Source organism: Acuticoccus yangtzensis (assembly GCF_001927245.1).
GTDB classification, from domain to species: domain Bacteria; phylum Pseudomonadota; class Alphaproteobacteria; order Rhizobiales; family Amorphaceae; genus Acuticoccus; species Acuticoccus yangtzensis.
In genome coordinates this window covers 71,011-97,646 of sequence record NZ_MJUX01000002.1, presented here as the reverse complement: position 1 = coordinate 97,646, position 26,636 = coordinate 71,011, and the positions used below count along the sequence as shown (strand labels likewise).

Sequence of the window (26,636 nt, the reverse complement as noted above, 5' to 3'; positions counted from 1 at the left end):
CGTCTGATCGCGAACCTGTCGTTGACTTATGGTTAGCATTCCTACTCCACTCCGTGGCGTGAAGATTGAAGGCATTTATTAGACAATGAATTTAGAAGAACATGACGAACATCTGCCGACAACTGATCAACCGCTCGCAATCGAAGTCGATGCGATCGGCAAAGCCAATTTCGCGTCAGCTCAGAATGACGTAGCGATCGTCCGTCGCCTGCAGTTGAGAAACGACAGCCCACACGCGTTCGAAAGCTTGAACGTTCGTTTGAGCGTGATCCCCCCGATCATCCGAGAGAAGATCTGGAAGATCGACCGCCTGAACCCAGGCGCGACAGTTCAGCTACGCAATCTGGCGCTATCGTTCGATGTGGAACGCCTTGCCGGTCTCGACGAAGCGGAACGCGGCGAGTTGAGGCTCGACGTCACGGCAGGCGACGCCATCATCGCTGAAGCGCATCAGCCGCTGACCATGCTGGCGCGCGATGAGTGGGGCGGCGTCGGCGATATGGCGCAGCTCCTCGCCGCCTACGTTTCCCCGAACGAGCCGGCGGTTGCCAGCCTCCTGAAAGAGGCGTCTCGCGTTCTGGAGCGCGCCGGCCACGACGGGTCGATGGAAGGCTATCAGTCGGACGATCCCCAGCGCGTCTGGCTCCTGGTCGGCGCGCTCTGGTCTGCGGCAACGGCACTCGGGCTGACCTATGCCGAACCACCCGCGTCGTTCGAGCTCGAAGGGCAGAAGGTGAGGGGGCCGAGCCGCATCCGCTCGGAAGGGCTCGCCACGTGTCTGGACAGCACCTTGCTGCTCGCCGCAGCCTTCGAAGCGACCGGCCTCAACCCGGTCGTCCTGTTCACGAAGGGCCATGCCTTCGTCGGCGTCTGGCTCGTCAAGCGCGACTTCGGCGCGGTGACGGAGCCCGACGTCGTCGCCGTGCGCAAGGCCATTCAATCGCGTGAATTCCTGGCGATCGAGACGACGCTTCTGACCAAACGGCCGACGATCGGCCTCAAGCAGGCCGTCGACGAGGGACGCCGCCGCCTTTCTGAGGAGCGCGAGGACGAGTTCGTCATGGCGGTCGACATCGCCCGTTCCCGTGCCGCAAAAATCTATCCTCTCGCCTCTCATGTTCGTGCAGCGGACGGGACCGACGAGCATGAGGGGACTGTGGCAGCGCCGTTGCCGCCGCTCCTCGACTTCGACGCGCTGCCGAGCGAGGTGGCCGAAGAGGCGCCGACGACCGCGACCGGCCGCATCGAGCGGTGGCAGCGCAAGCTGCTCGATCTGTCGCTTCGCAATCGGCTTCTCAATTTCGTGGCCAACGCGCAGACGGTGCCGCTGTTGTGCCCGGACATCTCGAAGCTTGAGGACATGCTGGCGGACGGCAAGCGCTTCCAGGCGTTTGCGCTGCGTGAGGACGATCCGGTCGGCGCGCGCATCCTTTCCCCTGCTGATCGCGAGCGGATCGAGGAGAGCGCGGCGGAGGACGCCTTCGCGAAAGGCCAGGTGGCCATCCCGCTCACGGCCAAGGACGCCGACAACCGCCTTCTCGCCCTTTATCGGCGGGCGCGCAGCGACATGCAGGAGGGGGGCACCAATACTCTCTTCCTCGCCGCCGGGTTCCTGCGTTGGAAGAAGAAGGACAGTGACACCAGGACGTACCGCGCCCCGCTCCTGCTCCTACCGGTGAAGCTGGAGCGGCGATCCGCACAATCGAAGTTCACCCTCGCCCATCACGAGGACGAGGTGCGCTTCAACTCGACCCTGATCGAGATGTTGAAGCGCGATTTCGATCTGAAGATTCCTGAGTTCGAGGGCGACCTGCCGCGCGACGAGAGCGGTGTCGACGTGCCGCGCATCCTCAACATCATGCGACAGAAGGTGCGCGACGTCGCCGGCTTCGAGGTCGTCGAAGATCTCGCCCTCGCGACCTTTTCGTTCGCCAAGTACCTGATGTGGAAGGATCTGGTCGATCGCTCCGACCAGCTCTGCCAGAACGCTCTCGTCCGGCATCTGGTGGAAAATCCCACTGAGGCTTTTGCCGCCGATGCGCCGGCAGCGGTCGCGCCGCGCGATCTCGACACGTCGGTCGATCCGGTCGCACTTCTGACGCCGTTGCCGGCCGACAGTTCCCAGCTCGCCGCCGTCGTCGCCGCGGGAGAGGGGCGCGACTTCGTCCTCATCGGGCCGCCGGGGACGGGCAAGAGCCAGACGATCGCCAATATCATCTGCCAGTGCTTGGCGTCGGGAAAGTCCGTGCTTTTCGTGGCCGAGAAAGCGGCGGCGCTCGACGTCGTGAACCGCCGTCTCACGCGGTACGGCCTCGCCGACGCGATCCTGGAGCTTCACTCCAACAAGACTGATCGCAAGGCCGTGCTCGACCAGCTCGGCCGCAACTGGGATCGCGCGTCCGGCACCAGCGGCGCCGCGTGGATCGAGGTGACGGACGAATTGCGCCTGACGCGCGACCAGCTCAACGCCTACGTTGCCGCGCTGCACGAGAAGGGATCCCAAGGCTTCAGCGTCTTCGAGGCCATCAGTTGGCTCGCGACGGAGACGCCCGGCCCAAAGCTGGCCTTCGCGTCAAAGGATGCGCACGATACCGATCGCTTCAGGGAGCTTTCACGTCTGGCCGGCGATCTCGCCCGCACCCATGCCGTGGTTCGCGAGGGGCCGGCGTTCGAGACCATCCAGACGACGGATTGGTCCCACGCCTGGGAGGCGCGTTTCTTCGAAGCGGTCGAACGCGTCGTCCGCTCATTGGTTGCGCTGAAGGAACGCTGCGCCGCGTTGGAGGATCTCTTCGGCCTATCGCGCGATGGCAACATCTCGTCGGAGCGCCGTGCGATCCTGGGGCGAATCGGCAATCTGACCGACGGAAACCCGCTGGACCTCTCCGAGGTGCCGGATCTCGACGAGCGCCGCCTCATCGCCGCGAGTACGTCCTACCAGGCGGACCACGCCGGACTGGTGGCGTCACATGCGCAAACGTCCGTCCGTTACCAGGCCGCCTCGATCCGCCGCTTGCCGATCGAGGAGATCGACACCGCGTGGCGGACCGCACAGGCGAAGATGTGGCCCTTCTCGATCTTTGCACGCGGCAAGGTACGACGGCTTCTCGCCACCTATTGTGACGGGGGGCGCCCCGATCCGGGGCGGGATATCGCGCCGTTGTTCGAGCTGAAGACCCGGCTCCAGTCGCTCGACGAGAACCCTCTGGCGCCGCTCGCCAGCGAGCGTGACGACCCGCAGAAGGTGGTGCATCTCGCGCAAGCGGCGGCCCGCCTCAAGGCCGTCGCGCTCCTTGCCGCGGGCGATGCGGACGAGCCTGTGCGCTGCGCTGCAGCTTTCGAGGAACTTGCCAGCGGTCGCGACGACAACGTGCGGCGTGCTGCGATCGCCTATTCTAAGGCCGAAGCAGACTTCGCCGAGGCCGCGCGGCTTTTCAACGAGGCGGGCGGCTCCCTGCCGGAGCCGGTAACCCTTGGCGAGTTGTCCGCGCTGATGGCGGAGCTGATCGGGAACCGCTCCCGTATCGCCGACTGGATCCGCTGGCTGGAAGCGAAGGGGGCGGCCGAAATGGCCGGCCTCGGCCCCGTCGTCGAGGCCGTTGAGAGCGGAACCGTCGGCAACGACATCGCGCTCGCCTTCCGCCGCGCCTATGCCCGATGGTGGCTCCCCCTCGCGCTCGATGCCCGCGACGAGTTGCGCCGCTTCGCTCATTGGGAGCACGACGACCGGATCAAGGCGTTTCGTGCGATCGACGATCGTGCTGCCGAACTCGCCCCCGCGGAGATCATGCGGCGGATCGCGCATCAGCTTCCGGCCAAAGACGGCGTGCCTCGCAAGTCCGAACTCGGAACGCTGCGCCATCAGCTTGGGCTGAAGCGCCCGTCCCTCTCGGTTCGAGCGCTCCTCTCCGAGATGCCGGATACGCTACCCAAACTCGCGCCTTGCGTGCTGATGTCGCCGCTCTCCATTGCGCAATATCTGCCCGCCGGCGCCCAGGCCTTCGACGTGGTGATTTTCGACGAGGCTTCGCAGATCACCACATGGGACGCGGTCGGCGCCATCGCCCGCGGACGGCAGGCGATCATCGTCGGCGACCCGAAGCAGCTTCCGCCGACCAACTTCTTTGGCCGCTCGGACGAGGGCAGCGAGACGGACGAGCCGGCGATCGAGAAGGACATGCCCTCGATCCTCGACGAGGTGGCGTCCGCCGGCATCCCGACGCGCCGCCTCGATTGGCACTACCGCAGCCGCGACGAGGCGCTGATCGCCTTTTCCAACCACTTCTATTATGGCGGCGGCCTCGTCACCTTCCCGGCGCCGGCGACCGGCTCGGACGCGATCCGCCTCCACAAGACGGGCGGCATCTACGCCCGTGGCAAGGGCCGGATCAACGAGAAGGAGGCGAAGGCGGCGGCGGCGTACATTCGGGGCCGGCTTCAGGCTTGGCTCGAATGGCCGGAGGACAAGCGTCCGACCCTCGGCGTCATCACGTTCAATCAAACTCAGCAGGGCCTCATCATGGACCTTCTGGACGAGGTGCGCCGTCAGGACCCACGTCTCGAGTGGTTCTTCTCCGACGACCGCGAGGAGCCGCTCATCGTCAAGAACCTCGAGAACATCCAGGGTGACGAACGTGACGTCATGCTCTTCTCGACCACGTTCGGGCCGGATCTCGCCGGCAAGCTGACAATGAATTTCGGCGCCCTCAACAGCGATGGCGGCGAGAGACGGCTCAACGTCGCCGTCACCCGCGCACGGCAGGAGCTGCACGTCTTCGCCTCGATCACGGCGGATCAGATCGACCTCGGCAAGACGCGCGCGACGGGCGTGCGCGATTTCAAGGCCTTCCTCGACTATGCCGAGCGGGGGCCGGTTGCGCTGCCGGCGCGGGAAGAGGGATCGCTGGGCCCGGCGGAAAGCCCCTTCGAGGAGGCGGTCGCCGAGGCCCTGCGCGCCAAGGGGTGGGATGTGCGCACGCAGGTGGGCGTGTCGGGCTTCCGCATCGATCTCGGCGTCGTCAATCCGGACCACGCCGGCGCCTATCTCGCCGGTGTGGAGTGCGATGGCGCACAATATCACTCCTCGGCGACTGCGCGGGATCGCGACAAGATCCGCCAAGCCGTCCTGGAGGGGCTCGGCTGGCGCATCCTGCGCATCTGGTCGACCGACTGGTTCCGCAACTGGAAGGACGTTCTCGCCCGGATCGACGGACAACTGCTCGAACTCCTGCAGGCGGACAGAGCCGCACGCGCCGAGGCCGACGAAGCCGAGCGCGCGGGCAGCACCGCCGCCTGGGAGTGGGTGGACGACACCGGGTCGAGTGAGCAGCAACACGCACCCGTGATCGCCCTGCCCGCCCCGTCGATTGCGCCGGAGATCGCAGCCCTGCCGCCCGGTGCCGAGCGGATCGAGGTCGAGAGGATCGCCTTCCAGGAGGTGAGGGCACTGGGCGCTCCGGCACGGGTTGTCGAAGAGGAGCACGCGGTTGTTGCATCGGATGCGGAAGATCTTGCGCGCGCGGATGCCGCAGATCCCGTGGGAGACCGTGCAATCATGGACATCCCGATCACGGACCTCCCGATCGATGGCATCCTCGATGCGGAGAGGTTCTTCGATCCGGAATATGCCTCTGTCCTGCAGAGCTTGATCGTCGACATCGTCACCGAAGAGGGGCCGATGCCGGTGACCTCTCTGGCGCGGGCTGTCGCGGTGCGTCACGGGTGGCAACGGACCGGCGGCAGGATCTTCGCGCAGGTCCAAAACAGCTTGGGTGGCGTTCTGGTGGAGGAGGAGTTCGGAACCGCCTTCGTTTGGGCTCCTGCGAACCGGGTTGAGCGCGTGCCGTTTCGAGGGCTTGGCAACCGAACCCTCCGCGACGTTTCACGCTCGGAGATCGCGTGGGTGATCGATCAGATCGCCGCGGATCTCGCGGCGGCCGAAGACCCCACGCTGGAGCTCGCGCGCCGCCTCGGCATCAACCGCCTCAGCAAGGACGCCAGGAGCTACCTCGACATGTGCCGCCAGTGGCAGGCGGGTGCGAGCTGACGGGGACGGCCTCGGCCAGGACCGAGCGGACTAAGGCCAGCGGGGGCATTAAAGCGGCTGCGGACGGGAAGTCATGGCCTTCCCGTCCGCTACGGGGCAAATCCCAGTCCAACTTTCGTCCCAGCCGGCGGTCCGTCACATCGGCCCTCCACCAAGCAGCTCGGCGGTGCGGCGTGCCAAGGTGACGGCGTCATCCGGGCGGGCACCGTCCGCGCCATCGCAGCACCCGGCGTCAGCGCCGCCAACCCGACTGAGCGTCATTCCACGTGCGGTCGGACCGGTATCGTCAGCGGCCCGCTACTCGATCTCGCCGAGCGCGTTCAACGCGGCTTCGACCGCGCCACGTTCGCTGTCGGGCAGGGGCAGGATCGGCCGGGGAGGCTCCAGGGCGGCGAGCCCCAGGACGTCCGCGATCATGAACATGACACGGAAGCTTCCACGAGCCTTGAACAGGTCCCATAGCGGCCGGAACGCTGCATCGATCCGGCGAGCCTCGGCGGCGTCGCCTGCCTGCGCCGCGCGGGTCAGGGCGAGAGCAGGTCCGGGGAGCAACCCCGCAATCACGCTGTACCAGGCATCAGAGCCCGCCAGCAGCGCATCCGCCGCGCCCCAGTCGCCGCTGTAGCCGATGGCGAAGCCGTCCGGGGTCAGCGCACGCAGACGCTTCAGCTCGTCGGCATAGGCCCCGTTTGCGGCGAGCGGCATCTTCACGGCGGCGACGTGCGGCAGTTTCGCCAGACGGGCGATCAGGTCGGCCGTGAAGGTGAACCCGGTCGTGCTCGGATTGTTGTAAATGCACAGCGGCAGCCCGCCCGCGTCCGCCACGGCGGCGAAGTGCCGATAAACCTCCTCGGCGGTCAACGGCGTATAGGACATGGGCGCCAGAAGGAGGCCGTCCGCGCCTGCCGCCTTGGCGTCCTGCGCAAGGGCCACCGCCGCGTCCGTACGCAACGCGCCGACGCCGACGATGACCGGCACGCGCCCGGCGACATGATCGACCGCCACCCGCACGGCGACCCGCCGCGTCTCGCGGGACAGGTAGGCATACCCGCCCGTGCTGCCGAGCAGGCCTATACTGCCCGCCTCCGCATCGATGATGCGGTCCAGAAAGCGGGCCAGCGTGGCGTCCTCGACCTTGCCTGCCGCATCGACCGGGGTGAGGGGGAAGGCCGACAGGCCCTGAAAAAACGACATGGCGGGATCGATCAATGCGCGGGGCGTTTTGCCAGCGCGAGGCCGACACCGAGGAGAACCATCGCGCCTCCGGCCCCCTCCCGCAACCGGCGGATCAGGCCGGGGCGTGCCGTCGCACCGTCGCGCACGCGTCCGGCCGCGATGGCCACGGCGATGTCGGCGAGGGTGTTCAGCGCCACCGAGATCGACCCCAGCACCACGAACTGCAGGGCGACACTGTTCGCCGGATCGACGAACTGCGGGATGAAGGCGAGGAAGAAGGCGGCCGTCTTCGGGTTCAGGGCTTCCACCATCACGCCTTCGCGAAACGCCCGCCTGGTGCCGACCGGCGGCGGTATCTTGCCGCTGAGAGTGGTCAGCGCGTCGGTCCGTGCCGATCGGAAGGTGCGGATGCCCATCCAGACGAGGTAGGCGGCGCCGGCGAGCTTGAGCACGGTGAAGAGTTCGGCGCTCGCCAGGACGAGTGCGGACACGCCGAGGCCTCCCGCCAGCACATGGACCATGCCGCCGAGCCCGTTGCCGAAACTGGACGCGATCCCTTCCGGCCGTCCTCCGGAGAGGGTGCGTGCGGCGACATAGAAGATGCCCGGGCCGGGTGTGACGGCAAGGACGAACGCGGCGGCGAGGAAGAGGGCGAGCTGAGACGGATCCGGCATGGCATGGTGATACCGCATGATCCGCTCGGCGGGCAACGCCCTCCATGGGTGGAGAAGGTGCCTTGAGCATTCCGACCAAAGGACGGAACTCAGGTGCCCCCGGCGAAGAGCCGTCGGAGGCGCATCGTTGAATGCCGGCTTGCCGCCTTGGCGTCGGGCTGCTCTCGATCAGCCCTCGACCGCCACATAGAGATCACCGCCCTCGCGGAAGCGCCGGGACATCTCGTCCATTCCGCTCTGTGCGTCGGCCCGGCTCTGCGCATCGGCGCGGATCTCGTGGCTGATCTTCATCGAGCAGAATTTCGGCCCGCACATCGAGCAGAAGTGCGCCACCTTGTGCGCCTCCTTCGGCAGCGTCAGGTCGTGGAAGTCGCGCGCGGTCTCCGGGTCCAGCGACAGGTTGAACTGGTCCTCCCAGCGGAACTCGAACCGGGCGCGCGACAGCGCATCGTCACGCGCCTGCGCGCCCGGATGCCCCTTGGCGAGATCGGCCGCATGGGCGGCGATCTTGTAGGTGACGACGCCTGTCTTCACGTCGTCCCGGTCCGGCAGGCCGAGGTGCTCCTTCGGCGTCACATAACAAAGCATCGCCGTGCCGAACCAGCCGATCATCGCCGCGCCGATCGCCGACGTGATGTGGTCGTAGCCCGGCGCGATGTCCGTCGTCAGCGGCCCCAGCGTATAGAAGGGAGCCTCGCCGCAGGTGGCGAGCTGCTTGTCCATGTTCGCCTTGATCTTGTGCATCGGCACATGGCCCGGCCCCTCGATCATCACCTGGCAGTCGCGCGCCCAGGCGACCTTCGTCAGTTCGCCCAGCGTCTCCAGCTCGGCGAACTGCGCCGCGTCGTTGGCATCGGCGATCGACCCCGGCCGCAGCCCGTCCCCCAAAGAGAAGGCGACGTCGTAGGCGCGGCAGATGTCGCAGATCTCCTCGAAGTGCTCGTAAAGGAAGCTCTCGCGGTGATGGGCGAGGCACCACTTGGCCATGATCGACCCGCCGCGCGAGACGATCCCCGTCACCCGGTCCGCCGTCAGCGGCACGTAAGGCAGCCGCACCCCGGCGTGGATGGTGAAGTAATCCACCCCCTGCTCGGCCTGCTCGATCAAGGTGTCGCGGAAGATCTCGAAGGTCAGCTCCTCGGCGATGCCGCCGACCTTCTCCAGCGCCTGGTAAATCGGCACCGTGCCGATGGGCACCGGCGCATTGCGGATAATCCACTCGCGGATATTGTGGATGTTGCGGCCGGTCGACAGGTCCATCACCGTGTCGGCGCCCCAGCGGATCGCCCACACCATCTTCTCCACCTCCTCGGCCATCGACGAGGTGACCGCCGAGTTGCCGATATTGGCGTTGATCTTCACCAGGAAGTTGCGGCCGATGATCATCGGCTCGCTTTCGGGGTGGTTGATGTTGGCGGGGAGGACCGCGCGGCCTCTGGCGATCTCGTCACGCACGAACTCCGGCGTCACGATATCGGGGATCGCGGCGCCGAAATCCTCGCCGTCGCGGGCGGCCTTCAGCGCCGCCTCCCGGCCGAGATTCTCGCGGATCGCCACGAACTCCATTTCGGGCGTCACGATCCCTGCTCTGGCATAGGCGAGTTGGGTGACGGCCCGACCGCCCGTCGCGCGCCGCGGCTTGGCGAGCTCCGGAAATGTCGGCGTCAGCCTGCCTGCGGAGACGAAGCCGTTGTCCGCCGGCGTGACGGTGCGCCCGTCATAGGCCTCCGTGTCGCCGCGCGCTGCGATCCATTCGGCCCTGAGGCGCGGCAGGCCCGCGGCGATGTCGACCCGGACGGACGGATCGGTGAACGGGCCGGAGCTGTCGTAGACGGTGAGCGGGGCCTCGTTGGCGCTCGGATGCAGGTCGATCCGGCGCATCGGCACGCGGATATCGGGGTAAAGTTTGCCCGGCTGGTGGACCTTCCGGGCGCTGGGCAGCGGGCCGGTGGTGACGGTGGGGGTAACAGGGGCGTCCATGGCGATTCTCCCGCGAAAAGGGCGAATCCAGGAAGGACCGGGTGAGGTGAGGACACGTCGTCGTGTGCGCCACGACGCGACCTGAGCCGGTGCGCGCGCACGTCCCTCCCTTCGCCAGTACGAACTGGATCAGGTTCGATGGGTCGCCGCGCGACGCGTCCCGCGTCCCATCGGCCTCTCAGCTCCTTGCCGGAGCTCCCCAGGTGCGGGGAGTGTCGCCGTCCCGCAGCCGCGTGTCAAATGGCGAGGACGAACGGAGGTGCGGCCGGCGGCCGCGCCTTCGTCAGAGGGGTTGTGGAAAGATCCGGGAGCGGGGCACCCACGCCGCCATGAGGGAGGGCGGGGGGACTCAGGTCCGGTCTGTTTCGGGGATGATGCCGCGCGGGGCGAACCGCAGGACGACGAGCAGGAGCACGCCCATCACCACGTGGCGCATCTGCGCCGCGTTCTGCAGAAGATGCTGGCGGATGGGCGAGTCGTCACCCAACGCGTAGGTCGCCCAGTCGATGACGAAGTGGCCCACCGGCTCGGCCTCCACCCACGCGAACCAGACGATGAAGGCCCCCACCGTGGCGCCCCAGTTGTTGCCCGCCCCGCCGACGATCACCATCACCCAGACGAGGAAGGTGAAGCGCAGCGGCTGGTAGGACGATGGCGTGAACTGCCCGTCGAGCGTCGTCAGCATCGCCCCCGCGAGGCCGATGATGCCGGACCCCACGATGAAGACGAGGAGATGAAGCCGCTTCACGTCCTTGCCCATGGCGGCGGCGGCGGTCTCGTTGTCGCGCACGGCCCGCATGGTGCGGCCCCAGGGCGAGGCGAGCGCGCGCTCCGCCAGCCACAGGATGAGCGCCAGGACGACGACGAACAGACCTGCATAGGCGAGCTTCACGATCAGCGACGACAGCGGCACCGCGGCCATGCCGAGCCGGTCGGCGAGGTCGGCGAACCAGGCGGTGGTGCGCATGTCCACCTCGTAGGGGACGGGGCGGGGGAGGCCGACGACGTTCTTCACCCCGCGCGCCAGCCAGTCCTCGTTCATCAGCACCGCGACGATGATTTCCGACACGCCGAGGGTTGCGATGGCGAGGTAGTCCGCCCGAAGGCCGAGCGCGATCTTGCCGATGACGAAGGCCGCCGCCGCCGCCAGCAGCGCACCCACCGCCCAGGCGATCAGCACCGGCGCGCCGAACCCGCCGAGATAGCCCTCCAGCGCCGGGTTGACGCCCTCGACCGCCGCGGTTGAGGGGCCGAGCACGGTGTTGGCGGCCCAGAGACCTGCGGCGACGAACACCGCCGTCAGCACCATGCGCGGCAGGCGGGCGGTCACCACGCGGCGCATGGCGATCGTCACCGCCGCGGTGGCGAGGAGCAGGAAGAGGCCGAAGAGAACGCCCGGCCCGCCGGCCTGCCACGCCGCGTCGACGGTGGGCATGGCGATCACAACCACCGCGAGCCCGCCGAGCGCCGTGAAGCCCATCACGCCGAAATTGACGAGCCCCGCGTATCCCCATTGGACGTTGACGCCGAGCGCCATCACCGCCGAGACGAGGCACATGTTCAGGATCGTCAGCGCCACGGTCCAGCTTTGCAGCAGGCCGACCGCCACGATGAGCAGGAAGAAGACGGCGAAGGGGAGCACCGTGCGCATCGGGCTCGCCGGGGTGCGCGGTGTGCGGACGCTCTGGCTCATGCCGCCCTCTTGTTGAAGAGGCCCGTCGGCCGGATGAGAAGGGTGAGGACGAGGATCACGAAGGCGACCGCGAACTTGTATTCGGTGCCCATGAGCTGGGCGAGGCCGTCCGGCATCCAGTCCGGCGGGACGAGGTGGCCGAGGAAGCGCTTGTAGGCGTAGGTCACCAGCACCTCGGCGAAGGCGATGATGTAGCCGCCGACGATGGCGCCCACGGGCGAGCCGAGGCCGCCGACGATCGCCGCCGCGAAGATCGGCAGGAGAAGCTCCTGGAAGACGAACGGCTTGTAGCTCTTGTCGAGCCCGTAGAGGACACCGGCGATGACCGCGAGCGTCGCCGACAGGATCCAGGCGATCCGCACCACCCGCCCTGCGTCGATGCCCGACAAGGTGGCGAGGTCCTCGTTGTCGGCATAGGCGCGCATGGACTTGCCGGTGCGCGTCTTGCCGAGGAACAGGAACAGCGCCACCACGCAGACGATGGCGGTGACGAGGGTGACGAGCTGCGTCGTCTTCAGCGCCAGCCCTTCTTCGAGGCCGGTCACGGCACGGAAGTCGCGCACGGAGAAGACGAAGCGGGCACCGTCGGCGAAGATCTGATCGTCCGGGCCGATGATGAAGCGGATCAGCCCAGCCATGACGAACATGACGCCGATGGAGGCGATCAGGAAGATCACCTGATCGGACCGTTTCTCGCGATAATAAGCGTAGACGAATTTGTCGGACGCCAGCACCACCGCGACGGTGACGATGATGCCGATGGGGAGCGCCAGAAGGCCGGTCGGCAGCGGGGCGATGGAGACGCCCCAGGACTGCAGCGCCCAGGTCGCGAAGATGGTGATCATCGCCCCGAAGGACATCGTCTCGCCGTGGGCGAAGTTGGAGAAGCGCAGCACCGCGAAGATGAGCGTGACGCCGAGCGCGCCCAAGGCGAGCTGCGAGCCGTAGGCCGCCCCCGGTACCAGCGCGAAGTTGGCGAGGAGGACGATGGCGTTGAGAAAGCCGTCCACGTCAGCCTCCGAGGAAGGTGCGGCGCACGACCGGGTCGGCGAGCAGCGCTTCGCCGGTGTCGGTGTGGGCGTTCTTGCCGTGCTGCAGGACGTAGCCGCGCGTCGCGATCTCCAGCGCCTGCTTGGCGTTCTGCTCCACCATCAGGATGGCGATGCCGGTCTTCGCCACGTCGATGATGCGGTCGAAGAGTTCGTCCATGACGATGGGGGAGACGCCCGCGGTGGGCTCGTCCAGCATCAGGAGGCTGGGCTTCGTCATCAGTGCGCGGCCGACCGCGACCTGCTGGCGCTGCCCGCCGGAGAGTTCGCCCGCCGGTTGGCGGCGCTTTTCGGCGAGCACCGGGAAGAGGGCGTAGACCTCGTCCATGGTGGCCGAATAATCGTCGCGGCGGATGAAGGCGCCCATTTCGAGGTTCTCCTCCACGCTCATGGACGGGAAGACGTTCTTCACCTGCGGCACGAAGCTCATGCCGTTCTTCACGCGCTCGGTGGGTTTCATCCGTGTCAGGTCCGCGCCGTCCAGCGTGATCGCCCCGCCGCGCAGGGAGAGCATGCCGAAGATCGCCTTCATCGCGGTCGATTTGCCGGCGCCGTTGGGGCCGACGATGACCGCGATCTCGCCCCGGTCCGCCTCCACCGTGCAGCCTTGGAGGATGTCCTCCGCGCCATATCCGCCCCGCATGTCGCGGGCGACCAGAAAGCTCATCGGCGGGGGGTCTCCAAATGGCGCAGGCGGGGTCGACGGCTCATCGCGCACCCGCCGGGACACCGCCCAACGCGGCGAGGGGGGAGAGATAAGGCAGTTGCAGCAGGATCGTTGCCGATTGGTTCACCTCGGTGATGGCGCGGGTGACGCAGGCGGTGTCCGGCCGCTGGCCCCAGCGGTCGCACATGCCTTCGGGCGAATCCACCGGGGCGAGGAAGCGCGCGCCTTGCACGACCGCGGTCAGACCGTCCGGGATGCCCGAGCGCGGCGCGATCACGTAGAGCCTGAGGCCGAGCGCAAAGGCGACGCCCAGCAGGATGAACAGGGCCATGATCCCGAGGAGGGTGAAGCGCGTGACAGATGACATGGTGCCTTGGGTCCGTCAGGTGGATTTGGGGCGGGCGTGCTTGGAGCCGGTGCCGAGATAGGCCTCGATCACCGCTTCGTTCTTCATGATCTCGTCGGCCGAGCCTTGGGCCAGAACCGCGCCTTCGGCCATCACGATGACCGGGTCGCAGAGGCGGCCGATGAAGTCCATGTCGTGCTCGATGACGCAGAAGGTGTAGCCGCGCTCGGCCTGAAGGCGCTGGATCACCTCGCCGATCGTGGCGAGAAGCGTGCGGTTCACGCCTGCGCCGACTTCGTCGAGGAAGACGATCTTGGCGTCCACCATCATCGTGCGGCCGAGCTCCAGGAGCTTCTTCTGGCCGCCGGAGAGGTTTTCCGCCCGCTCGTCCGCGAGGTGGGAGAGGGTGAGGAAGTCGAGCACCTCGTCCGCCTTCTCGCGCAGCGCCTTTTCGTGGGCGGCGACGCGGCCGGGGCGGAACCAGGCGTTGACGAGGTTTTCGCCCGGTTGCGCGGGTGGCACCATCATCAGATTCTCGCGCACCGGCAGGGAGTGGAACTCCTGGGCGAGCTGAAAGGTGCGCAACAGGCCGCGCCCGAAGAGCTGGTGCGGGGCGAGGCCGGTGACGTCCTCACCGTCCAGCTGCACGGTGCCGGCGGTCGGCGGATAGAGCCCGGCGATGACGTTGAAGAGAGTCGACTTGCCGGCGCCGTTGGGGCCGATCAGCCCGGTGATGGTGCCGCGCCGGATCGACAGCGACACGTCACGCACGGCGTGGATGCCGCCGAACCACTTCGACAGGCCGGTGACGGCGATCATCGCATCGCCGGCCGACGATGGGGCGACGGTCGAGGGACCGTCGCCGGGTGCAGGAGTGGCGCCGGCGGTCTCAGCCGCCGGCATCGCGCTTGCGATCAACGATATTGCACCGTCTCGATGGCGCCGTCTTCGATCGCGATCTCGCGGAAGGAGCCGCCCGACTCGCCGCCGTTGATCAGCTCGACGTCGGACGCGCCGACATAGTCGACCTCGCCGCCGCCGGCGATGATCTCGAGCGCCTTGCCGAGTTCACCCGGCAGGATCGGCTCACCCGGCGCGTTGGCGATGTCCATGATGACATCCTTGTAGACGGCGGGGTCGGTGGAGCCCGATTTCGCCATGGCGAGCAGCATCAGCGCCGCGGCGTCATAAGCCTCGGGGGCGTAGACGCCGGTTTCGTTGCCGGCCTCTTCGGCCAACTGGGCGAAGATCTGCGAGCCTTCGGAGTCGGACCCCGGCAGGACGCCGTAGGAGCCGTCGAGGTCGGAGCCGATGGCCTCCACCAGCGCTTCGCCGACCATGCCGTCGGGCAGGAAGAAGGTGTCGAACGCGCCCGAATCCAGCGAGGCCTGGATGATGCCGCGGCCGCCCTGGTCGAGGTAGCCGGCGACGATCAGGATCTCGCCGCCCGCCGCTGCGAGGGCTGCGACTTCGGCCGAATAGTCGCCCTTGCCATCCTCGTGCGGGGCGTTGATGGTGATGTCGATCCCGGCTTCACCTGCGGCGGCGGCGATCGAGTCGGCGAGACCCTTGCCGTAGTCGTTGTTGGTGAAGGTCAGCGCGGCCGAACCAACGCCCTTCTCGGCCAGGATCTCGGCGATGATGACGCCCTGGCGCGCGTCGGACGGGGCGGTGCGGAAGAAGAGGCCGTCATCCTCGACCGCGGTCAGCGCCGGGGAGGTGGCGGAGGGCGAGATCATCACCACGCCGTTCGGGATGGCGACGTTCTGGAGCACCGCGCCGGTGACGCCCGAGCACATCGCGCCCATGATGCCGTTGACGCCGTCGGAGGTGACGAGTCGCTCGGCCGCGGTGGTGGCGGCGCCGGCGTCGATGCAGGTATCGTCGCCGCGCACGGCGGTGACGGTGCCGCCGTCCATGAACTGGCCGCTTTCGTTGACTTCGGCGACGGCGAGTTCGGCGCCGAGCGCCATGGCGGGCGACAGGCTCTCCAGCGGGCCGGTGAAGCCGAGCAGGATGCCGAGCTTGGCGTCTTCGGCGAGGGCGGGCGCGGCCGAGACGAGGGCAGCGGCGCTCACGAGCGCCATGAGCGTGGTCTTCATGTGAGGCTCCTCAGGCGAATTCTTTTCGCTCTTCGCAAGCCTGACCATAGGGCTGGCCGCTTCGCAAGCACGGAGCGCTCCGCCGGGCGGTGTCACCTTCGGGTCGCACTCGGACACAACCCTGTGCGGGGGCGGTGGAAAGGCCGGGCGGGCCTCTGGCCCCGTCGGGAGCGCGTTGTTATATGCCGCCCACACCGCCGAAACGGTCAAGTAATTAACCATGATTTCGTTATGCTGTCGGCCGGTCGAGGTGCGGTGTTCTATGATGTTTAAGGTGACATTCACCCTTCCGGGACGTCGTTTGGTCTATAAGTCCGGCGCAACCTGTCGATCGGCAGGGTTTTAGCGTAATCTTCGGGCCATGAACGGTCCAGCGTTGCGGAAGGGGGAGCGTGCCGCCGTCCCGCGCAAAAATCCGAAAACAGCTTGAAACGAAATCGTGCGGAACGCCGTTGGTCTGGCGAAACGAGGGAACATCATGCCGCAGGACACCCAGAACGTGAATGTCACCGCTCCGGAGAAGAAGCAGTCGCCGCTTCCCGAATACTTGATCTTGCTTGCGCTGGTGGCCGGGAGCCTCACGGCCGGAATCAACGCCTTTCCCTTCTGAGCCCCTCCTCATTCTTGCGCCTCACCGCCGATTCCGCGTCGCGCGGGTGTGGCATGTTCCCCGAAGTGGATTGACCGGAGCCCGCGCGTCGCAGAGGACATGATGCGACAATAAAGGGCTTCGGTATGAACGATATGGACGCGCGCCAGATCCTCCAGGGGGTCACCACGGCGACGATCACCACCATCCTCCTCAAAAAAGGCCTCAGAAACGTTTGGATGCGCGGCGCCAAGCCGGTCCGCGCAGGACAGCCACGTCTGGTCGGACGCGCCTTCACACTGCGGTTCGTCCCGGCCCGCGAGGACCTGGCCACCCCTGCATCCTGGGGCTCGCCGATCTCCACCCGCGCCGCCATCGAGGCGATGCCGGAGGACGCCATCGTCGTCGCCGGTGCGGGCGGCGTGACGGACGCCGGCATCTTCGGCGACATTCTGTGCGCGCGCATGGCCAAGAAGAACGTCGCGGCGCTGATCACCGATGGCGTGATGCGCGATGCGGCGGGTGTGCTCGGCACCGGATTGCCGGTGTGGTGCGCCGGCTATGCGGCGCCGCCCTCCGTGGCGGGGCTGACCTTCGTCGGCTGGCAGGAGCCGATCGATTGCGGCGGCGTCGCCGTGTTCCCTGACGATCTCATCGTGGTGGACGATGACGGCGCGGTGCTCATCCCCGCGGCGCTGGTCGACGAGGTGTGTGCCGAGGCGCCCGAGCAGGAGCGCATGGAGGCCTGGATCATGACCGAGGTCGACCGGGGCACCCCGCTTCCCGGCCTCTACCCCATGAATGCCGAGACCAAGGCCCGCTACGAGGCCGCCAAGGCCGCCGGCGAAGCCTGAGCGCCACGGCCGAGCGCGGGCGGCGCCGTTTTGCTCCCGCCCGCGCTCGAGCTGCGGCAAGCGCACATCGCGGCCGCAATGGGGGATCGCGCGGCGATCCCGTCGCCGCTCGGCCCGGATACCGATTTATGATGCGGGCGGGGAGAGAGCGGCGCGCACCGCGTCGGGCGGGCGCTGCGGACGGCCGCGATCGTCGATCAGGCACAATTCCGCCTGGGCCGACACGATCCGCCTCTCGCCCACCTTGATCGCCTGATCCAGCAGGAAATTGGCCCGCCCGGCCTCGATCGGCGTGGTGTCGACGGTCAAGAGATCGTCGATAACGGCGGGGCCGTGGAAGGTGACGTCGATCCGCCGCAGGGTGAAGAAGAGCGGCGGCGTTCGTGCCGCCAGCGCCGCATGGTCGAGCCCCGAGGCGCGCAGAAGCTCCGTCCGGCCGCGCTCCAGAAAGCGGATGAAGGCGCCGTGGTAGACGCGGCCGGAAAAGTCCGTGTCCTCGAAATAGACGCGGATTGGGGTGGAGAAGGCGGCGGTCATCGGCGCTCGAACAGCTTTTCGATCTCGGCGAGGGTGAGGGAAATGAACGTCGGGCGGCCGTGGTTGCATTGGCCGGCCGCGGGCGTCGTCTCGATCTGCCGCAGGAGCGCGTTCATCTCTTCCACCTTCAAGGCGCGGCCGGAGCGGACCGAGCCGTAGCAGGCCATCGTGGCGGCGGCGTGGTCGAGCTTGTCGGCGAGCGCGGAGGCGGCGCCCCAGTCGGCGATCTCGTCGGCGAGCGTCTTGACGAGGCGGGCGATGTCGAACCGGCCGAGGGCGGCGGGCGTCTCGCGCACCACCACGGCGCCTTGGCCGAACGGCTCCAGGGTGAGGCCGAGGCGGGCGAAGGTCTCGGCATGCTCGGCGAGGCGGTCGACGTCGTCAGGGGCGAGCTCCACCACCTCGGGGATGAGGAGCCCCTGTGCGGCGGGTTCGCGCTCGGCCGCCTGCGCCTTCAGCCGCTCGTAGACGATGCGCTCGTGGGCGGCGTGCTGGTCCACCACCACGAGGCCGTGGGCGGTCTGGGCGAGGATATAATTGCCGTGGACCTGCGCCACCGCCGCGCCGAGCGGGTGGGCGGCGGCGCTGTCGCTGTCGCCGGGTGCGCCTTGCGGTATCGCACCGTCCGGCATTGCCCCGTCCGGCCACCCATCGTCCGGGATCCCATGGTCCGGGATCCACGCGCCGGGGGCGGGGTCCGTCGAGCGGGCAGCCGGAGGCGGCGAGTGGAAGGCGCGCCCGCGCGGCGGCGCGAAGCCGCTCCCGAAGCCGCCCCCATACCCCGAGCCGCCTGAACCGCCGCGCGAGCGCGCCGAATAGTCGGCCTTGTAGGCGGGGCGGGGGGCGCCCTCGTGCAGGACGCCGGGTTCCGCGGCGCCGGGCCGGGATGCGCCGTCCGCGAGGCCATCTCGGGGCACGCCATGCGGCGATGCGGCGAAGGCGGCGCCCGGCTCGGCGAAGCCCGCCTCCTCGTCGTTCTGGACAAGGCCGCGTCCCGGCCCGCCGAACGAGCCGCCGCGGGACGGCATGGAGAGCGCCGCCAGCGCCGCCGACGAGACGGTGCGGGAGGCGGCGGCGGGTGCCTCGGCCAGCGCGCGGCGGAAGGCGGTGACGATGAGGCCGCGCACCGCGTTGGCGTCCTGGAAGCGCACGTCGGCCTTGGCGGGGTGAACGTTCACGTCGACCAGCGCCGGGTCGAGCGTCATCCACAGGACGGCGACGGGGTGGCGGTCGCGCGCCATCACGTCCTGATAGCCGGCGCGCATCGCCTGGGCGATCAGCTTGTCCTTCACCACCCGGTTGTTGACGAAAGCGTAGGTGTACTGGCTGGAGGCGCGGCCCGACGTCGGCAGGCCGAGATGGCCCTGAAGGCGCACCCCGTGACGCTCCACATCGAGCGCGATCGCCTCGTCGGCAAAGTCAGCGCCGAGAACGTCGCGGGCGCGGCCGAGCGGCGTCGCGGCGGCGAAGGTCTGCCGCCGTCCGCCCAGGTTCAGCGTGAAGGCGACATGGGGGGCGGAGAGGGCGAGGCGCTTCACCGTGTCGGAGATGGCCGCGTTCTCGGACCGCTCGGATTTGAGGAACTTCAGCCGCGCGGGGGTGGCGAAGAAGAGGTCGCGCACCTCCACCGTGGTGCCGACCGCGCGCCCCGCCGGCTCCACCGGGCCGACGCGGCCGCCTTCGACGAGGATCGACGCGCCGTCGCCGCCCTCAACGCGGCTCGTCACCGAAAGGCGCGCGACGGCGCCGATGGACGGAAGCGCCTCGCCGCGGAACCCCATGGTGAGGATCGCCGACAGACCCGCCGCGTCGATCAGCTTGGAGGTGCAGTGACGCTCGACCGCGAGCGGCAACTCCTCGGCGGCGATGCCGTGGCCGTCGTCGGCGACCCGGATGAGCGCGGTGCCGCCCGCCTCGGCGGTGACGTCGACGGCGGTGGCGCCTGCGTCGAGCGCGTTCTCGACCAGCTCCTTGACGGCGGAGGCCGGGCGCTCGACCACCTCGCCGGCGGCGATCTTGTCGATCAGGCGCGCGTCCAGCCGCTGCACTTTGCGCGCGGCGAGTGCAGGACGAGCGGTCGGATGGGCGGCGAAGGCCGGTGCGTCGCTCATGCCGCAGCGTCCTGCGGCATCGTCGCGGCCATGGTTGCCGCCGAGGTCGCCGCAGCTGCCGCCGTCATGGTCGCCGCAAGGGCCGCGCGGCGGGGGGCGCGCGACCCGCCGCCACCGGCCTCACCTGATGAATATGGTGCGCAGCGTCCCATAGACCGGGTCTATGACGGCGGGGCCGATTGCGCTAGGGCAAGCGCGGGCGGGCCACCATCGCGGCGGGCCCGATCCACCTTGCGTCCACACGTTTTCGCCATCCGAGCCGCGTCACAAGACAGCTTTACGCCCACCATGACACTTGCCCTCTCCGGCCTGTCGGCCATCGCCGACGACTATGATGCGGTCCTGTGCGACGTCTGGGGCGTCCTGCACGACGGCCTGAAAGCCCACCTCGGCGCCACCGAGGCGCTGGCCGGGTTCCGCGCCACCGGCCGCCCCGTGGTGCTGATGACCAACGCGCCGCGCCCCTCCGCCGCCGTCGCCCGTCACCTCGCCTTGCTGGGCGCAGGCGAGGGGGCCTATGATGCGATCCTCTCCTCGGGCGACGTCGTCATCGCCACCCTGGCGGAGAAGAAAGCGCGGACGATCTACCACATCGGCCCCGACCGCGACCTCGGCCTCTACAGCCCCGAGATGACGCTTGTGGACGCGCCCGAAGGGGCGGACGCGGTCGTCATCGCCGGACTGCGCGACGATACTGTCGAGACGCCGGACGACTACCGCGAGGAGATGGCGCGCATCGCCGCCAGCGGCGCGCCGGTCCTGTGCGCGAACCCGGACATCGTGGTGGAGCGGGGCACCGAGCTCGTATGGTGCGCCGGCGCACTCGCCCGGCTGGTGGAGGAGAACGGCACCGACTGCATCTGGATCGGCAAGCCCCACCGCCTCGCCTACGACCACGCCCGCCGCAAGATCCACGCTTTGAAGCCGGACGCGAAACGCATCCTGGTGATCGGCGACGGCCTGCCGACCGACGTGCGCGGCGCCGCCAACGAGGGCTACGACGTCTTGTTCCTGACCGACGGCATCCATGCCGCCGAGGTCGGCGGCCACGGCACACCGGACGCCGCGCTGGTGGCCGAGCGGCTGGCCAAGGAAGGGCTCCCGGCGCGTTATTTCGCGGCGAGGCTGACTTGGTGATGTCGCCGCGCCGTGCCGCCGCGGTTCCCGTCCCACTCGGCGCTCTGCCCGAGGCGCTGACGGGCGCGGTGGTCGCCATCGGCAACTTCGACGGAGTGCACCGCGGCCACCAGGCCGTGCTGGGGGCGGCGACGGCCCATGCGGCGCGGCTCTCCGCGGAATCGGACGCGGCGGTGCGGGCGGTGGCGCTCACCTTCGAGCCGCACCCGCGCGCCTTCTTCTCCGGCGCGCCCATCTTCCGCCTCACCCCGCCGGACGAGAAGGCCCGCGTCATGGCCGCCGCCGGGATGGACGCGATGGTCGTCGCCACGTTCGACGCCGCGCTGGCCGGCCTCACCGCCGAGGATTTCATCGCCGAGATCCTGGTGCGCCGCATGAAGGCGGCCGCGGTGGTCGTCGGCCACGACTTCAAGTTCGGCGCCCGGCGGCGCGGCGACGGGGCGCTTCTGGCCGCCGAGGGCGCCCGCCACGGTTTTGCGACCGACACGGTGGGCGCGCTGGAGGACGGCGGCATCATCTCCTCCACCCGCATCCGCTCCCATCTGGCCGAGGGCGACGTCGCGGGCGCGGCGGAGCTTCTCGGCCGCCGCTTTGCGGTCACCGCCGAGGTGATCCACGGCCACAAGCGCGGGCGCGAGATGGGCTACCCCACCGCCAACCAGGCGCTGGACCCGGCGGCGAGCCTGCGCCACGGCATCTACGCCGTGCGCGTGCTGATCGACGGGGCGTGGCGCGACGGTGTGGCGAGCTTCGGCCGCCGCCCGACCTTCGACAACGGTGCCCCGCTGCTCGAGACCTTCGTGTTCGATTATGCCGGCGACCTCTATGGCCGCGACCTGAGGGTGACGTTCGAGCGCTATATCAGGCCCGAGATCGCCTTCACCGGCATGGAGGCGCTGATGGTGCAGATGGACCAGGACAGCGCCGACGCGAAGGCCGCGCTCGCCGGCCTCGCCCCGCTGTCGCCGATCGACGCGGCACTGAACTTCTGACGCGGCGCCGTTGATTTCGCCATTGCTGAAGTAGCCGCGATCGCCCAGGCTGGCCCCATGCCGAGCCACGCCTGGGGGACACTCATGCTGCCGAACATACGCTCCCAGTCGCCGGGCCGGGGCTGAGCGGCGATGCGCGTCGCCGTCGCGAGCTTCGAGTTCGAGGGCAATAGCCTGTCGCCGCGGCGCGACGGGCGGGCCGATTTTACGCGCAAGGGGATGTGCGAGGGTGCGGCGGTGCTGGCCGCGGCGTCCGGCAAGCGCATCGCCCTCTCCGGCGGCATCGACACGCTGGCGGCGGCGGGCGCCGAGGTGGTGCCGCTGCTCCTCGCCAACGGCGGCACAGGCGGCTGCGTCACCGACGAGATGTTCGCTTACGCGTGTGACGTCATCGTGGCGGGCGCTGCCGCCGCCGGGCCGTGGGACGGGGTCTATCTGGCGCTCCACGGCGCGATGATCACCGAGACGGACGGCGACCCGGAAGGCACGCTGCTCACCGCGCTGCGGCAGGCGCTCGGCCCCGCCGTGCCCGTCGCGGTGAGCCTCGACCTCCACGCCCACGTGACGGAGGCGATGGTGGAGGCGGCGGACATCGTCTGCGGCTACGAGACCTATCCGCATGTCGACGCCTACGAGACCGGGGCGAAGGCCGCCGCGCTCCTCGTGCGCACCATGCGCGGCGAGATCCGCCCGGCGATGGCGCTCGCCAAGCTGAACGCGCTGCTGCCGGTGCTCGGCATGGCAACCCTCGGCGATGCGCCGATGGCCGAGGTGGCGGCCGCATCACGTGAGATGGAGCGGCGCGGCGTCCTCTCCGTCAGCTATTTTCCTGTGCAGCCGTGGCTGGACGGGGCGGACGTCGGCATCGCCGGCCTCGCCGTGACGGACGGCGACACCGCCGCCGCAGAGGCCGCCGCCACCGCCGTGGCGGACGCGATGTGGACCCGCCGCGCGCGCTTCCTCCTCCCCGCCTTCACGCCCGAGGACGCGGTGGCCGAGGCACTCAACCGGCCGGAGCGCACCGTTCTTCTCGTCGACGGGTCGGACGCCATCGGCGGCGGCGCCGCGGGGGACGAGGCCGCCGTCCTCGCCGCGCTTCTGGCGCTGGCGCCCGGCGTTCCGGCGGCGGTTTCGCTGGTGGGCGCCGCAGCCGTGGCGCAGGCGGCCGCGGCGGGGGAGGGGGCGCGGGCCGTCTTCACCCTCGGCGTCCAGCGGCTCGCCGTGGAGGCGGAGGTGGTGCGGCTGGCCGACGGGCGTTTCACCTATGACGGTGGCCCCTTCGCGGGCGCCGAGGCGACGATCGGCCCCGCGGCGGTGCTGCAGGCGGGGGCGGTGACGATCCTCGTCGGCAGCCACGCCGTTTACGAGCATACGGACGAGCATTATCGTGCCGCCGGGATCGACATCGGCGCCTGCAGGATGGCCGCCTTCAAGCAGCTCATGAACTTTCGCAAGCTTCTGTCGGCGGACGTCGGCTTCGTACCGGTTCATGGGCCGGGCGCGACGCCGCTGGACCTTACCGCCGTCGCCTGGAACCGCCGCGTGCGCCCTTTCTGGCCCGCCGACGCCATGGCCGAGCCGCCACGCCTTCCCACCGTCTCGCGGCTCTTCGGCGGCGCTTAGGCGCCAGCGCCGAAGGTCATCGCCCTCGCGGCGTCGGGGTTCGGCCGGCGGCCCTCGTTGGGGTCGCGGTGGTCGCGCCGGTAGCTCGCCGGGGTGTAGCCGGTCCACAGCTTGAAGGCGCGGTGGAAATTGGGTGCCGAGGCGAACCCCAGATCCTGCGAGATCGCCTCCAGGCTCTTGCGCCCGTGCGTCAGCTCGCGGATGGCGACGTCGCGCCGCAGCCCGTCCTTGATCGCCTGGAAGGTGGTGCCGTCGGCCGCCAGACGCCGCACCAGCGTGCGCGGGGTCATCGCCAGCGCGCCCGCAGCGTCGCCGAGCTTCAGCCCCATCCGGTCCGACCGCTGCAACAATTCGCGCACCGTCAGCGACAACGCGTGTTCCTTGTAGGTGGTAAAGATCCAGTCCCGCGGCGCACGCAACAGGAAGGCCTGCATCTCCGCCGGTTGGCGCACCACGGCGAGCGACCCCAGCGCACGTGCGAAAGCGATGGAGGACACCTCCGCGTCGAACCCGATCGCGGCGGGGAAGAGCACGGGATAATCCTCCGCGAAGTCCGGCCGGGGGAAGGCGAAGTCGACCTCCGTCAACGGCAGCTCCCGCCCGGCCAGCCACGAGATGATGCCGTGGGTGAGCTTCAACAGCAGCATGTGGCCGAAGCGGTGCGCCGTCAGCCCGTCCTCGCGCGGGACGATGTCGATGCGGATCTCGTCCTCGCCGCGCACCATCTCCAGCCGGTAATCGTCGAGCAGGAGGTTCCAGAACGTGGTGAACCTGTAGAGCGCCGAGCGGATGGACGACGCCTCCAAGAGCACCGTGACGAGATGCTTCAGCGCGCCGGAGCGGATGGGCCGGCTCCACACCCCCATCATCTCGTCCCCCGTGCGCGTCGCGACGAGCTGGTAGAGGGCGACGATCTGGTCGTGGGTGACGCGGGCGAGCAGCGGGTCGGCGGGATCCTCGGCGAGGCCCGCGCTGCTGAGAAACAAGGCAAGCTCGTCGTCTGCCGTTTCGGCACGCAAGGTGACGAGCCAGTCCTCCACGAAGGCGCGGGAGACCGTCGACAGATGCACGATGCGGGCGGGGGCGGGCTGGGCCATCGCCCTCTATGGTGCCGAATTTGGCGAGATTTGCAAATTTTCAGTCGTGAAGCGCGATAGCGAGCCGCGGGCCTCCATGACTATGTGACAGATGCGAGACGGGGGAACGACGTCGGGAAAGGGCGTGCCATGGGTTTTTCAGCGCCGGTGAAGGACATGATGTTCGCGATCGAACATCTGTCGGGGTGGGAGACACTCACCCGTCTTCCCGCCTTCGCGGACCTCGAAGTCGACACCGCCCGCGCGATTCTGGACGAATGCGCCAGGTTCTGCGAGGAAGTGGTCGCCCCGCTCAACGTCACCGGCGACCGTGACGCCTCCCATTATGACGGCACCAAGGTGCATCTGCCGGACGGATTCGAGGACGCCTATCGCCAATTCGTGGACAACGGCTGGCAGAGCCTGCAGCACCCGGTGGAGTTCGGCGGCCAGGGCCTGCCGCGCGCCGTCGCCGCCGCCTGCAGCGAGATGTTCAATTCCGCGAACATGAGCTTCGCCCTCTGTCCTCTTTTGACAGACGGGGCGATCGACGCTCTGCTGACCTCCGGCACCGAAGCGCAGAAGGCGACCTACCTCGAGAACCTGATCTCAGGCCGCTGGTCCGGTACCATGAACCTGACCGAACCGCAGGCAGGCAGCGACCTCGCCCTGCTGCGCACACGGGCAGAGCCGCAGGACGACGGCACCTACAAGATCTTCGGCACCAAGATCTTCATCACCTATGGCGAGCACGACCAGACGGACAACATCGTCCACCTGGTGCTGGCGAGGATCCCCGGCGCGCCGGCGGGGGTGAAGGGCATCAGCCTCTTCATCGTGCCGAAATATATGGTCGAGGCGGACGGGTCGCTCGGCGCCCGCAACGACGTGCGCTGCGTGTCGATCGAGCACAAGCTCGGCATCCGCGCCAGCCCGACCGCGGTGCTGGAATATGGCTCCGAGGGCGGTGCCACCGGCTTCCTGCTCGGTGAGGAAAATCGCGGCCTCGACACCATGTTCATCATGATGAACTCGGCGCGGTTCGCGGTGGGCGTCCAGGGCATCGCCGTGTCCGAGCGGGCAGCGCAGCAGGCGCTCGCCTACGCCAAGGACCGCGTGCAGAGCCGCCCGGTGGACGGATCGTCAAACGAGAGCGTGGCCATCATCCGCCACCCCGACGTGCGGCGGCTCCTGATGCGCATGCGCGCCGTGACGGAGGGCTGCCGCGCGCTGGCCGCCGCCACCGCCGGCTGGCACGACCTCGCTCGCCACGCAGAGGCGCCGCACGAGCGGGCCGACGCGCTCGCCGTCGCCGAATTCATGGTGCCGCTGGTCAAGGGCTACTCCACCGAGATGAGCGTGGACGTCGCCTCCTGCGGCGTTCAGGTGCACGGCGGCATGGGATTCATCGAGGAGACCGGCGCCGCGCAGCATTATCGCGACGCGCGCATCCTGCCGATCTACGAGGGGACCACCGCGATCCAGGCGAACGACCTCGTCGGCCGCAAGACGCTGAGGGACGGCGGGCGCACCGCCTACCGCATCGCCGCGATGATCGAGGAGACGGAAGCCGCGCTGATGGCGTCCGACTCGGTGTCCGCCCGGGCTGTCGCCCGGCAGCTCACCCGCGCCCGCGGCGCCTTCCTGTCGGTGGTCGACTTCGTGGTGGCCGAGACGCCGCGCCAGCCCGCCGCCGTGTTCGCCGGATCGGTGCCCTACCTGATGCTGGCCGGCAACCTGATGGCCGGCTGGCAGCTCGCCCGCGCGCTGCTGAAGGCCGAGGCGCTCTATGCGGACGGCACCGACCGTCCCTTCATGGCCGCCAAGATCGCCACCGCGCGCTTCTACGCCGACCACATTCTGGGCGACACCGTGGTTCTCGCCGAACGGATCATCGAAGGCGGCGACAGCATCCTCGAAGCGGCGGACGTCGCGCTCTGAGACCTATCGGGTCGCGCTAGAGCGCGGCTCGCCCTCACGGTTG

Annotated in this window: 19 protein-coding genes and 1 riboswitch; of the genes, 7 read left to right on the top strand and 12 right to left on the bottom strand. The window is 68.9% G+C overall.

Annotated features, from left to right (window positions below; genetic code table 11):
- The first annotated feature begins 265 nt into the window (after window positions 1–265).
- Window positions 266–6,046, top strand: a complete 5,781-nt coding sequence (locus BIX52_RS06650) for a DUF3320 domain-containing protein (protein WP_245803157.1) — start codon at window positions 266–268, stop codon at window positions 6,044–6,046.
- Window positions 6,047–6,343: 297 nt separating this feature from the next.
- Here the strand turns inward: BIX52_RS06650 and BIX52_RS06645 are convergent, their stop codons facing one another.
- The 9 genes from BIX52_RS06645 to BIX52_RS06605 all read right to left on the bottom strand — a co-directional run bounded on the left by BIX52_RS06645 (window position 6,344) and on the right by BIX52_RS06605 (window position 15,733).
- Window positions 6,344–7,240 carry a dihydrodipicolinate synthase family protein gene (locus tag BIX52_RS06645; protein WP_075220279.1) on the bottom strand — a complete coding sequence of 299 codons (897 nt, stop codon included), beginning with the start codon at window positions 7,238–7,240 and terminating at the stop codon, window positions 6,344–6,346.
- 11 nt (window positions 7,241–7,251) lie between these two features.
- Complete coding sequence (locus tag BIX52_RS06640) at window positions 7,252–7,896, bottom strand: LysE family translocator (RefSeq protein WP_075220734.1); 645 nt, start codon at window positions 7,894–7,896, stop codon at window positions 7,252–7,254.
- A gap of 168 nt (window positions 7,897–8,064) precedes the next feature.
- Window positions 8,065–9,876, bottom strand: a complete 1,812-nt coding sequence (gene thiC, locus BIX52_RS06635) for a phosphomethylpyrimidine synthase ThiC (protein ID WP_075220278.1) — start codon at window positions 9,874–9,876, stop codon at window positions 8,065–8,067.
- 89 nt (window positions 9,877–9,965) lie between these two features.
- Window positions 9,966–10,088, bottom strand: a riboswitch (TPP riboswitch).
- Window positions 10,089–10,225: 137 nt separating this feature from the next.
- On the bottom strand, window positions 10,226–11,569 hold the full coding sequence (locus tag BIX52_RS06630; protein WP_170126405.1) for a branched-chain amino acid ABC transporter permease: 1,344 nt from the start codon (window positions 11,567–11,569) through the stop codon (window positions 10,226–10,228).
- Window positions 11,566–12,579 (bottom strand): branched-chain amino acid ABC transporter permease, encoded by a 1,014-nt coding sequence (locus BIX52_RS06625; protein WP_075220277.1) that lies wholly within the window; start codon window positions 12,577–12,579, stop codon window positions 11,566–11,568. The genes BIX52_RS06630 and BIX52_RS06625 overlap by 4 nt, the downstream gene beginning before the upstream one ends.
- 1 nt (window position 12,580) lies before the next feature.
- A complete protein-coding gene (locus BIX52_RS06620; RefSeq protein ID WP_075220276.1) occupies window positions 12,581–13,285 on the bottom strand; it encodes an ABC transporter ATP-binding protein in 705 nt (234 codons plus the stop codon).
- 40 nt (window positions 13,286–13,325) lie between these two features.
- Entirely contained in the window at window positions 13,326–13,652 is a 327-nt protein-coding gene (locus tag BIX52_RS06615; protein WP_075220275.1) for a hypothetical protein, read from the bottom strand.
- 15 nt (window positions 13,653–13,667) lie between these two features.
- Entirely contained in the window at window positions 13,668–14,450 is a 783-nt protein-coding gene (locus tag BIX52_RS06610; RefSeq protein ID WP_075220732.1) for an ABC transporter ATP-binding protein, read from the bottom strand.
- Window positions 14,451–14,545: 95 nt separating this feature from the next.
- A complete protein-coding gene (locus BIX52_RS06605) occupies window positions 14,546–15,733 on the bottom strand; it encodes an ABC transporter substrate-binding protein (RefSeq protein ID WP_075220274.1) in 1,188 nt (395 codons plus the stop codon).
- Between the two features lie 478 nt (window positions 15,734–16,211).
- Between BIX52_RS06605 and BIX52_RS23925 the strand changes: the two genes are divergently transcribed.
- Together BIX52_RS23925 and BIX52_RS06600 are read left to right on the top strand one after the other, a co-directional pair.
- Window positions 16,212–16,343: a hypothetical protein gene (locus BIX52_RS23925; protein ID WP_281249185.1), complete on the top strand. Its 132-nt coding sequence runs from the start codon at window positions 16,212–16,214 to the stop codon at window positions 16,341–16,343.
- A gap of 125 nt (window positions 16,344–16,468) precedes the next feature.
- On the top strand, window positions 16,469–17,176 hold the full coding sequence (locus BIX52_RS06600; protein ID WP_075220273.1) for a ribonuclease activity regulator RraA: 708 nt from the start codon (window positions 16,469–16,471) through the stop codon (window positions 17,174–17,176).
- Window positions 17,177–17,302: 126 nt separating this feature from the next.
- On the opposite strand, the gene BIX52_RS06595 is transcribed toward BIX52_RS06600, so the two are convergent.
- Together BIX52_RS06595 and mutL are read right to left on the bottom strand one after the other, a co-directional pair.
- The gene (locus BIX52_RS06595; RefSeq protein WP_075220272.1) at window positions 17,303–17,713 is read right to left on the bottom strand and encodes a thioesterase family protein; all 411 of its coding nucleotides are present in this window, start codon (window positions 17,711–17,713) and stop codon (window positions 17,303–17,305) included.
- Window positions 17,710–19,824, bottom strand: coding sequence for a DNA mismatch repair endonuclease MutL (gene mutL / locus BIX52_RS06590; RefSeq protein WP_083660081.1), 2,115 nt, complete (start codon window positions 19,822–19,824; stop codon window positions 17,710–17,712). Before mutL ends, BIX52_RS06595 begins: the two co-directional genes overlap by 4 nt.
- Before the next feature lie 288 nt (window positions 19,825–20,112).
- Here mutL and BIX52_RS06585 point away from each other — a divergent pair, with 288 nt between their 5' ends.
- From BIX52_RS06585 to BIX52_RS06575, 3 genes are all read left to right on the top strand, one after another.
- Window positions 20,113–20,961 carry a TIGR01459 family HAD-type hydrolase gene (locus BIX52_RS06585; RefSeq protein ID WP_075220271.1) on the top strand — a complete coding sequence of 283 codons (849 nt, stop codon included), beginning with the start codon at window positions 20,113–20,115 and terminating at the stop codon, window positions 20,959–20,961.
- Window positions 20,961–21,953, top strand: a complete 993-nt coding sequence (locus BIX52_RS06580) for a bifunctional riboflavin kinase/FAD synthetase (RefSeq protein WP_075220270.1) — start codon at window positions 20,961–20,963, stop codon at window positions 21,951–21,953. The genes BIX52_RS06585 and BIX52_RS06580 overlap by 1 nt, the downstream gene beginning before the upstream one ends.
- 132 nt (window positions 21,954–22,085) lie before the next feature.
- Window positions 22,086–23,576 carry a M81 family metallopeptidase gene (locus tag BIX52_RS06575; RefSeq protein WP_075220269.1) on the top strand — a complete coding sequence of 497 codons (1,491 nt, stop codon included), beginning with the start codon at window positions 22,086–22,088 and terminating at the stop codon, window positions 23,574–23,576.
- Here BIX52_RS06575 and BIX52_RS06570 read toward each other — a convergent pair.
- Window positions 23,573–24,673, bottom strand: coding sequence for an AraC family transcriptional regulator (locus BIX52_RS06570; RefSeq protein ID WP_075220268.1), 1,101 nt, complete (start codon window positions 24,671–24,673; stop codon window positions 23,573–23,575). The two genes, BIX52_RS06575 and BIX52_RS06570, sit on opposite strands and share 4 nt — an antisense overlap.
- A gap of 129 nt (window positions 24,674–24,802) precedes the next feature.
- On the opposite strand from BIX52_RS06570, the gene BIX52_RS06565 reads away from it, so the two are divergent.
- Window positions 24,803–26,593 carry an acyl-CoA dehydrogenase family protein gene (locus tag BIX52_RS06565; protein ID WP_075220267.1) on the top strand — a complete coding sequence of 597 codons (1,791 nt, stop codon included), beginning with the start codon at window positions 24,803–24,805 and terminating at the stop codon, window positions 26,591–26,593.
- The last annotated feature ends 43 nt before the right edge of the window (window positions 26,594–26,636 follow it).

Coding starts and splice junctions, on each gene's coding strand:
- BIX52_RS06645 (WP_075220279.1), bottom strand. CDS start 7,240: ATGTCGTTTTTTCAGGGCCTGTCGGCCTTCCCCCTCACCCCGGTCGAT.
- BIX52_RS06640 (WP_075220734.1), bottom strand. CDS start 7,896: ATGCCGGATCCGTCTCAGCTCGCCCTCTTCCTCGCCGCCGCGTTCGTC.
- thiC (WP_075220278.1), bottom strand. CDS start 9,876: ATGGACGCCCCTGTTACCCCCACCGTCACCACCGGCCCGCTGCCCAGC.
- BIX52_RS06630 (WP_170126405.1), bottom strand. CDS start 11,569: ATGAGCCAGAGCGTCCGCACACCGCGCACCCCGGCGAGCCCGATGCGC.
- BIX52_RS06620 (WP_075220276.1), bottom strand. CDS start 13,285: ATGAGCTTTCTGGTCGCCCGCGACATGCGGGGCGGATATGGCGCGGAG.
- BIX52_RS06615 (WP_075220275.1), bottom strand. CDS start 13,652: ATGTCATCTGTCACGCGCTTCACCCTCCTCGGGATCATGGCCCTGTTC.
- BIX52_RS06610 (WP_075220732.1), bottom strand. CDS start 14,450: ATGATCGCCGTCACCGGCCTGTCGAAGTGGTTCGGCGGCATCCACGCC.
- BIX52_RS06605 (WP_075220274.1), bottom strand. CDS start 15,733: ATGAAGACCACGCTCATGGCGCTCGTGAGCGCCGCTGCCCTCGTCTCG.
- BIX52_RS23925 (WP_281249185.1), top strand. CDS start 16,212: ATGCCGCAGGACACCCAGAACGTGAATGTCACCGCTCCGGAGAAGAAG.
- BIX52_RS06600 (WP_075220273.1), top strand. CDS start 16,469: ATGAACGATATGGACGCGCGCCAGATCCTCCAGGGGGTCACCACGGCG.
- BIX52_RS06595 (WP_075220272.1), bottom strand. CDS start 17,713: ATGACCGCCGCCTTCTCCACCCCAATCCGCGTCTATTTCGAGGACACG.
- mutL (WP_083660081.1), bottom strand. CDS start 19,824: ATGAGCGACGCACCGGCCTTCGCCGCCCATCCGACCGCTCGTCCTGCA.
- BIX52_RS06585 (WP_075220271.1), top strand. CDS start 20,113: ATGACACTTGCCCTCTCCGGCCTGTCGGCCATCGCCGACGACTATGAT.
- BIX52_RS06580 (WP_075220270.1), top strand. CDS start 20,961: ATGTCGCCGCGCCGTGCCGCCGCGGTTCCCGTCCCACTCGGCGCTCTG.
- BIX52_RS06575 (WP_075220269.1), top strand. CDS start 22,086: ATGCGCGTCGCCGTCGCGAGCTTCGAGTTCGAGGGCAATAGCCTGTCG.
- BIX52_RS06570 (WP_075220268.1), bottom strand. CDS start 24,673: ATGGCCCAGCCCGCCCCCGCCCGCATCGTGCATCTGTCGACGGTCTCC.
- BIX52_RS06565 (WP_075220267.1), top strand. CDS start 24,803: ATGGGTTTTTCAGCGCCGGTGAAGGACATGATGTTCGCGATCGAACAT.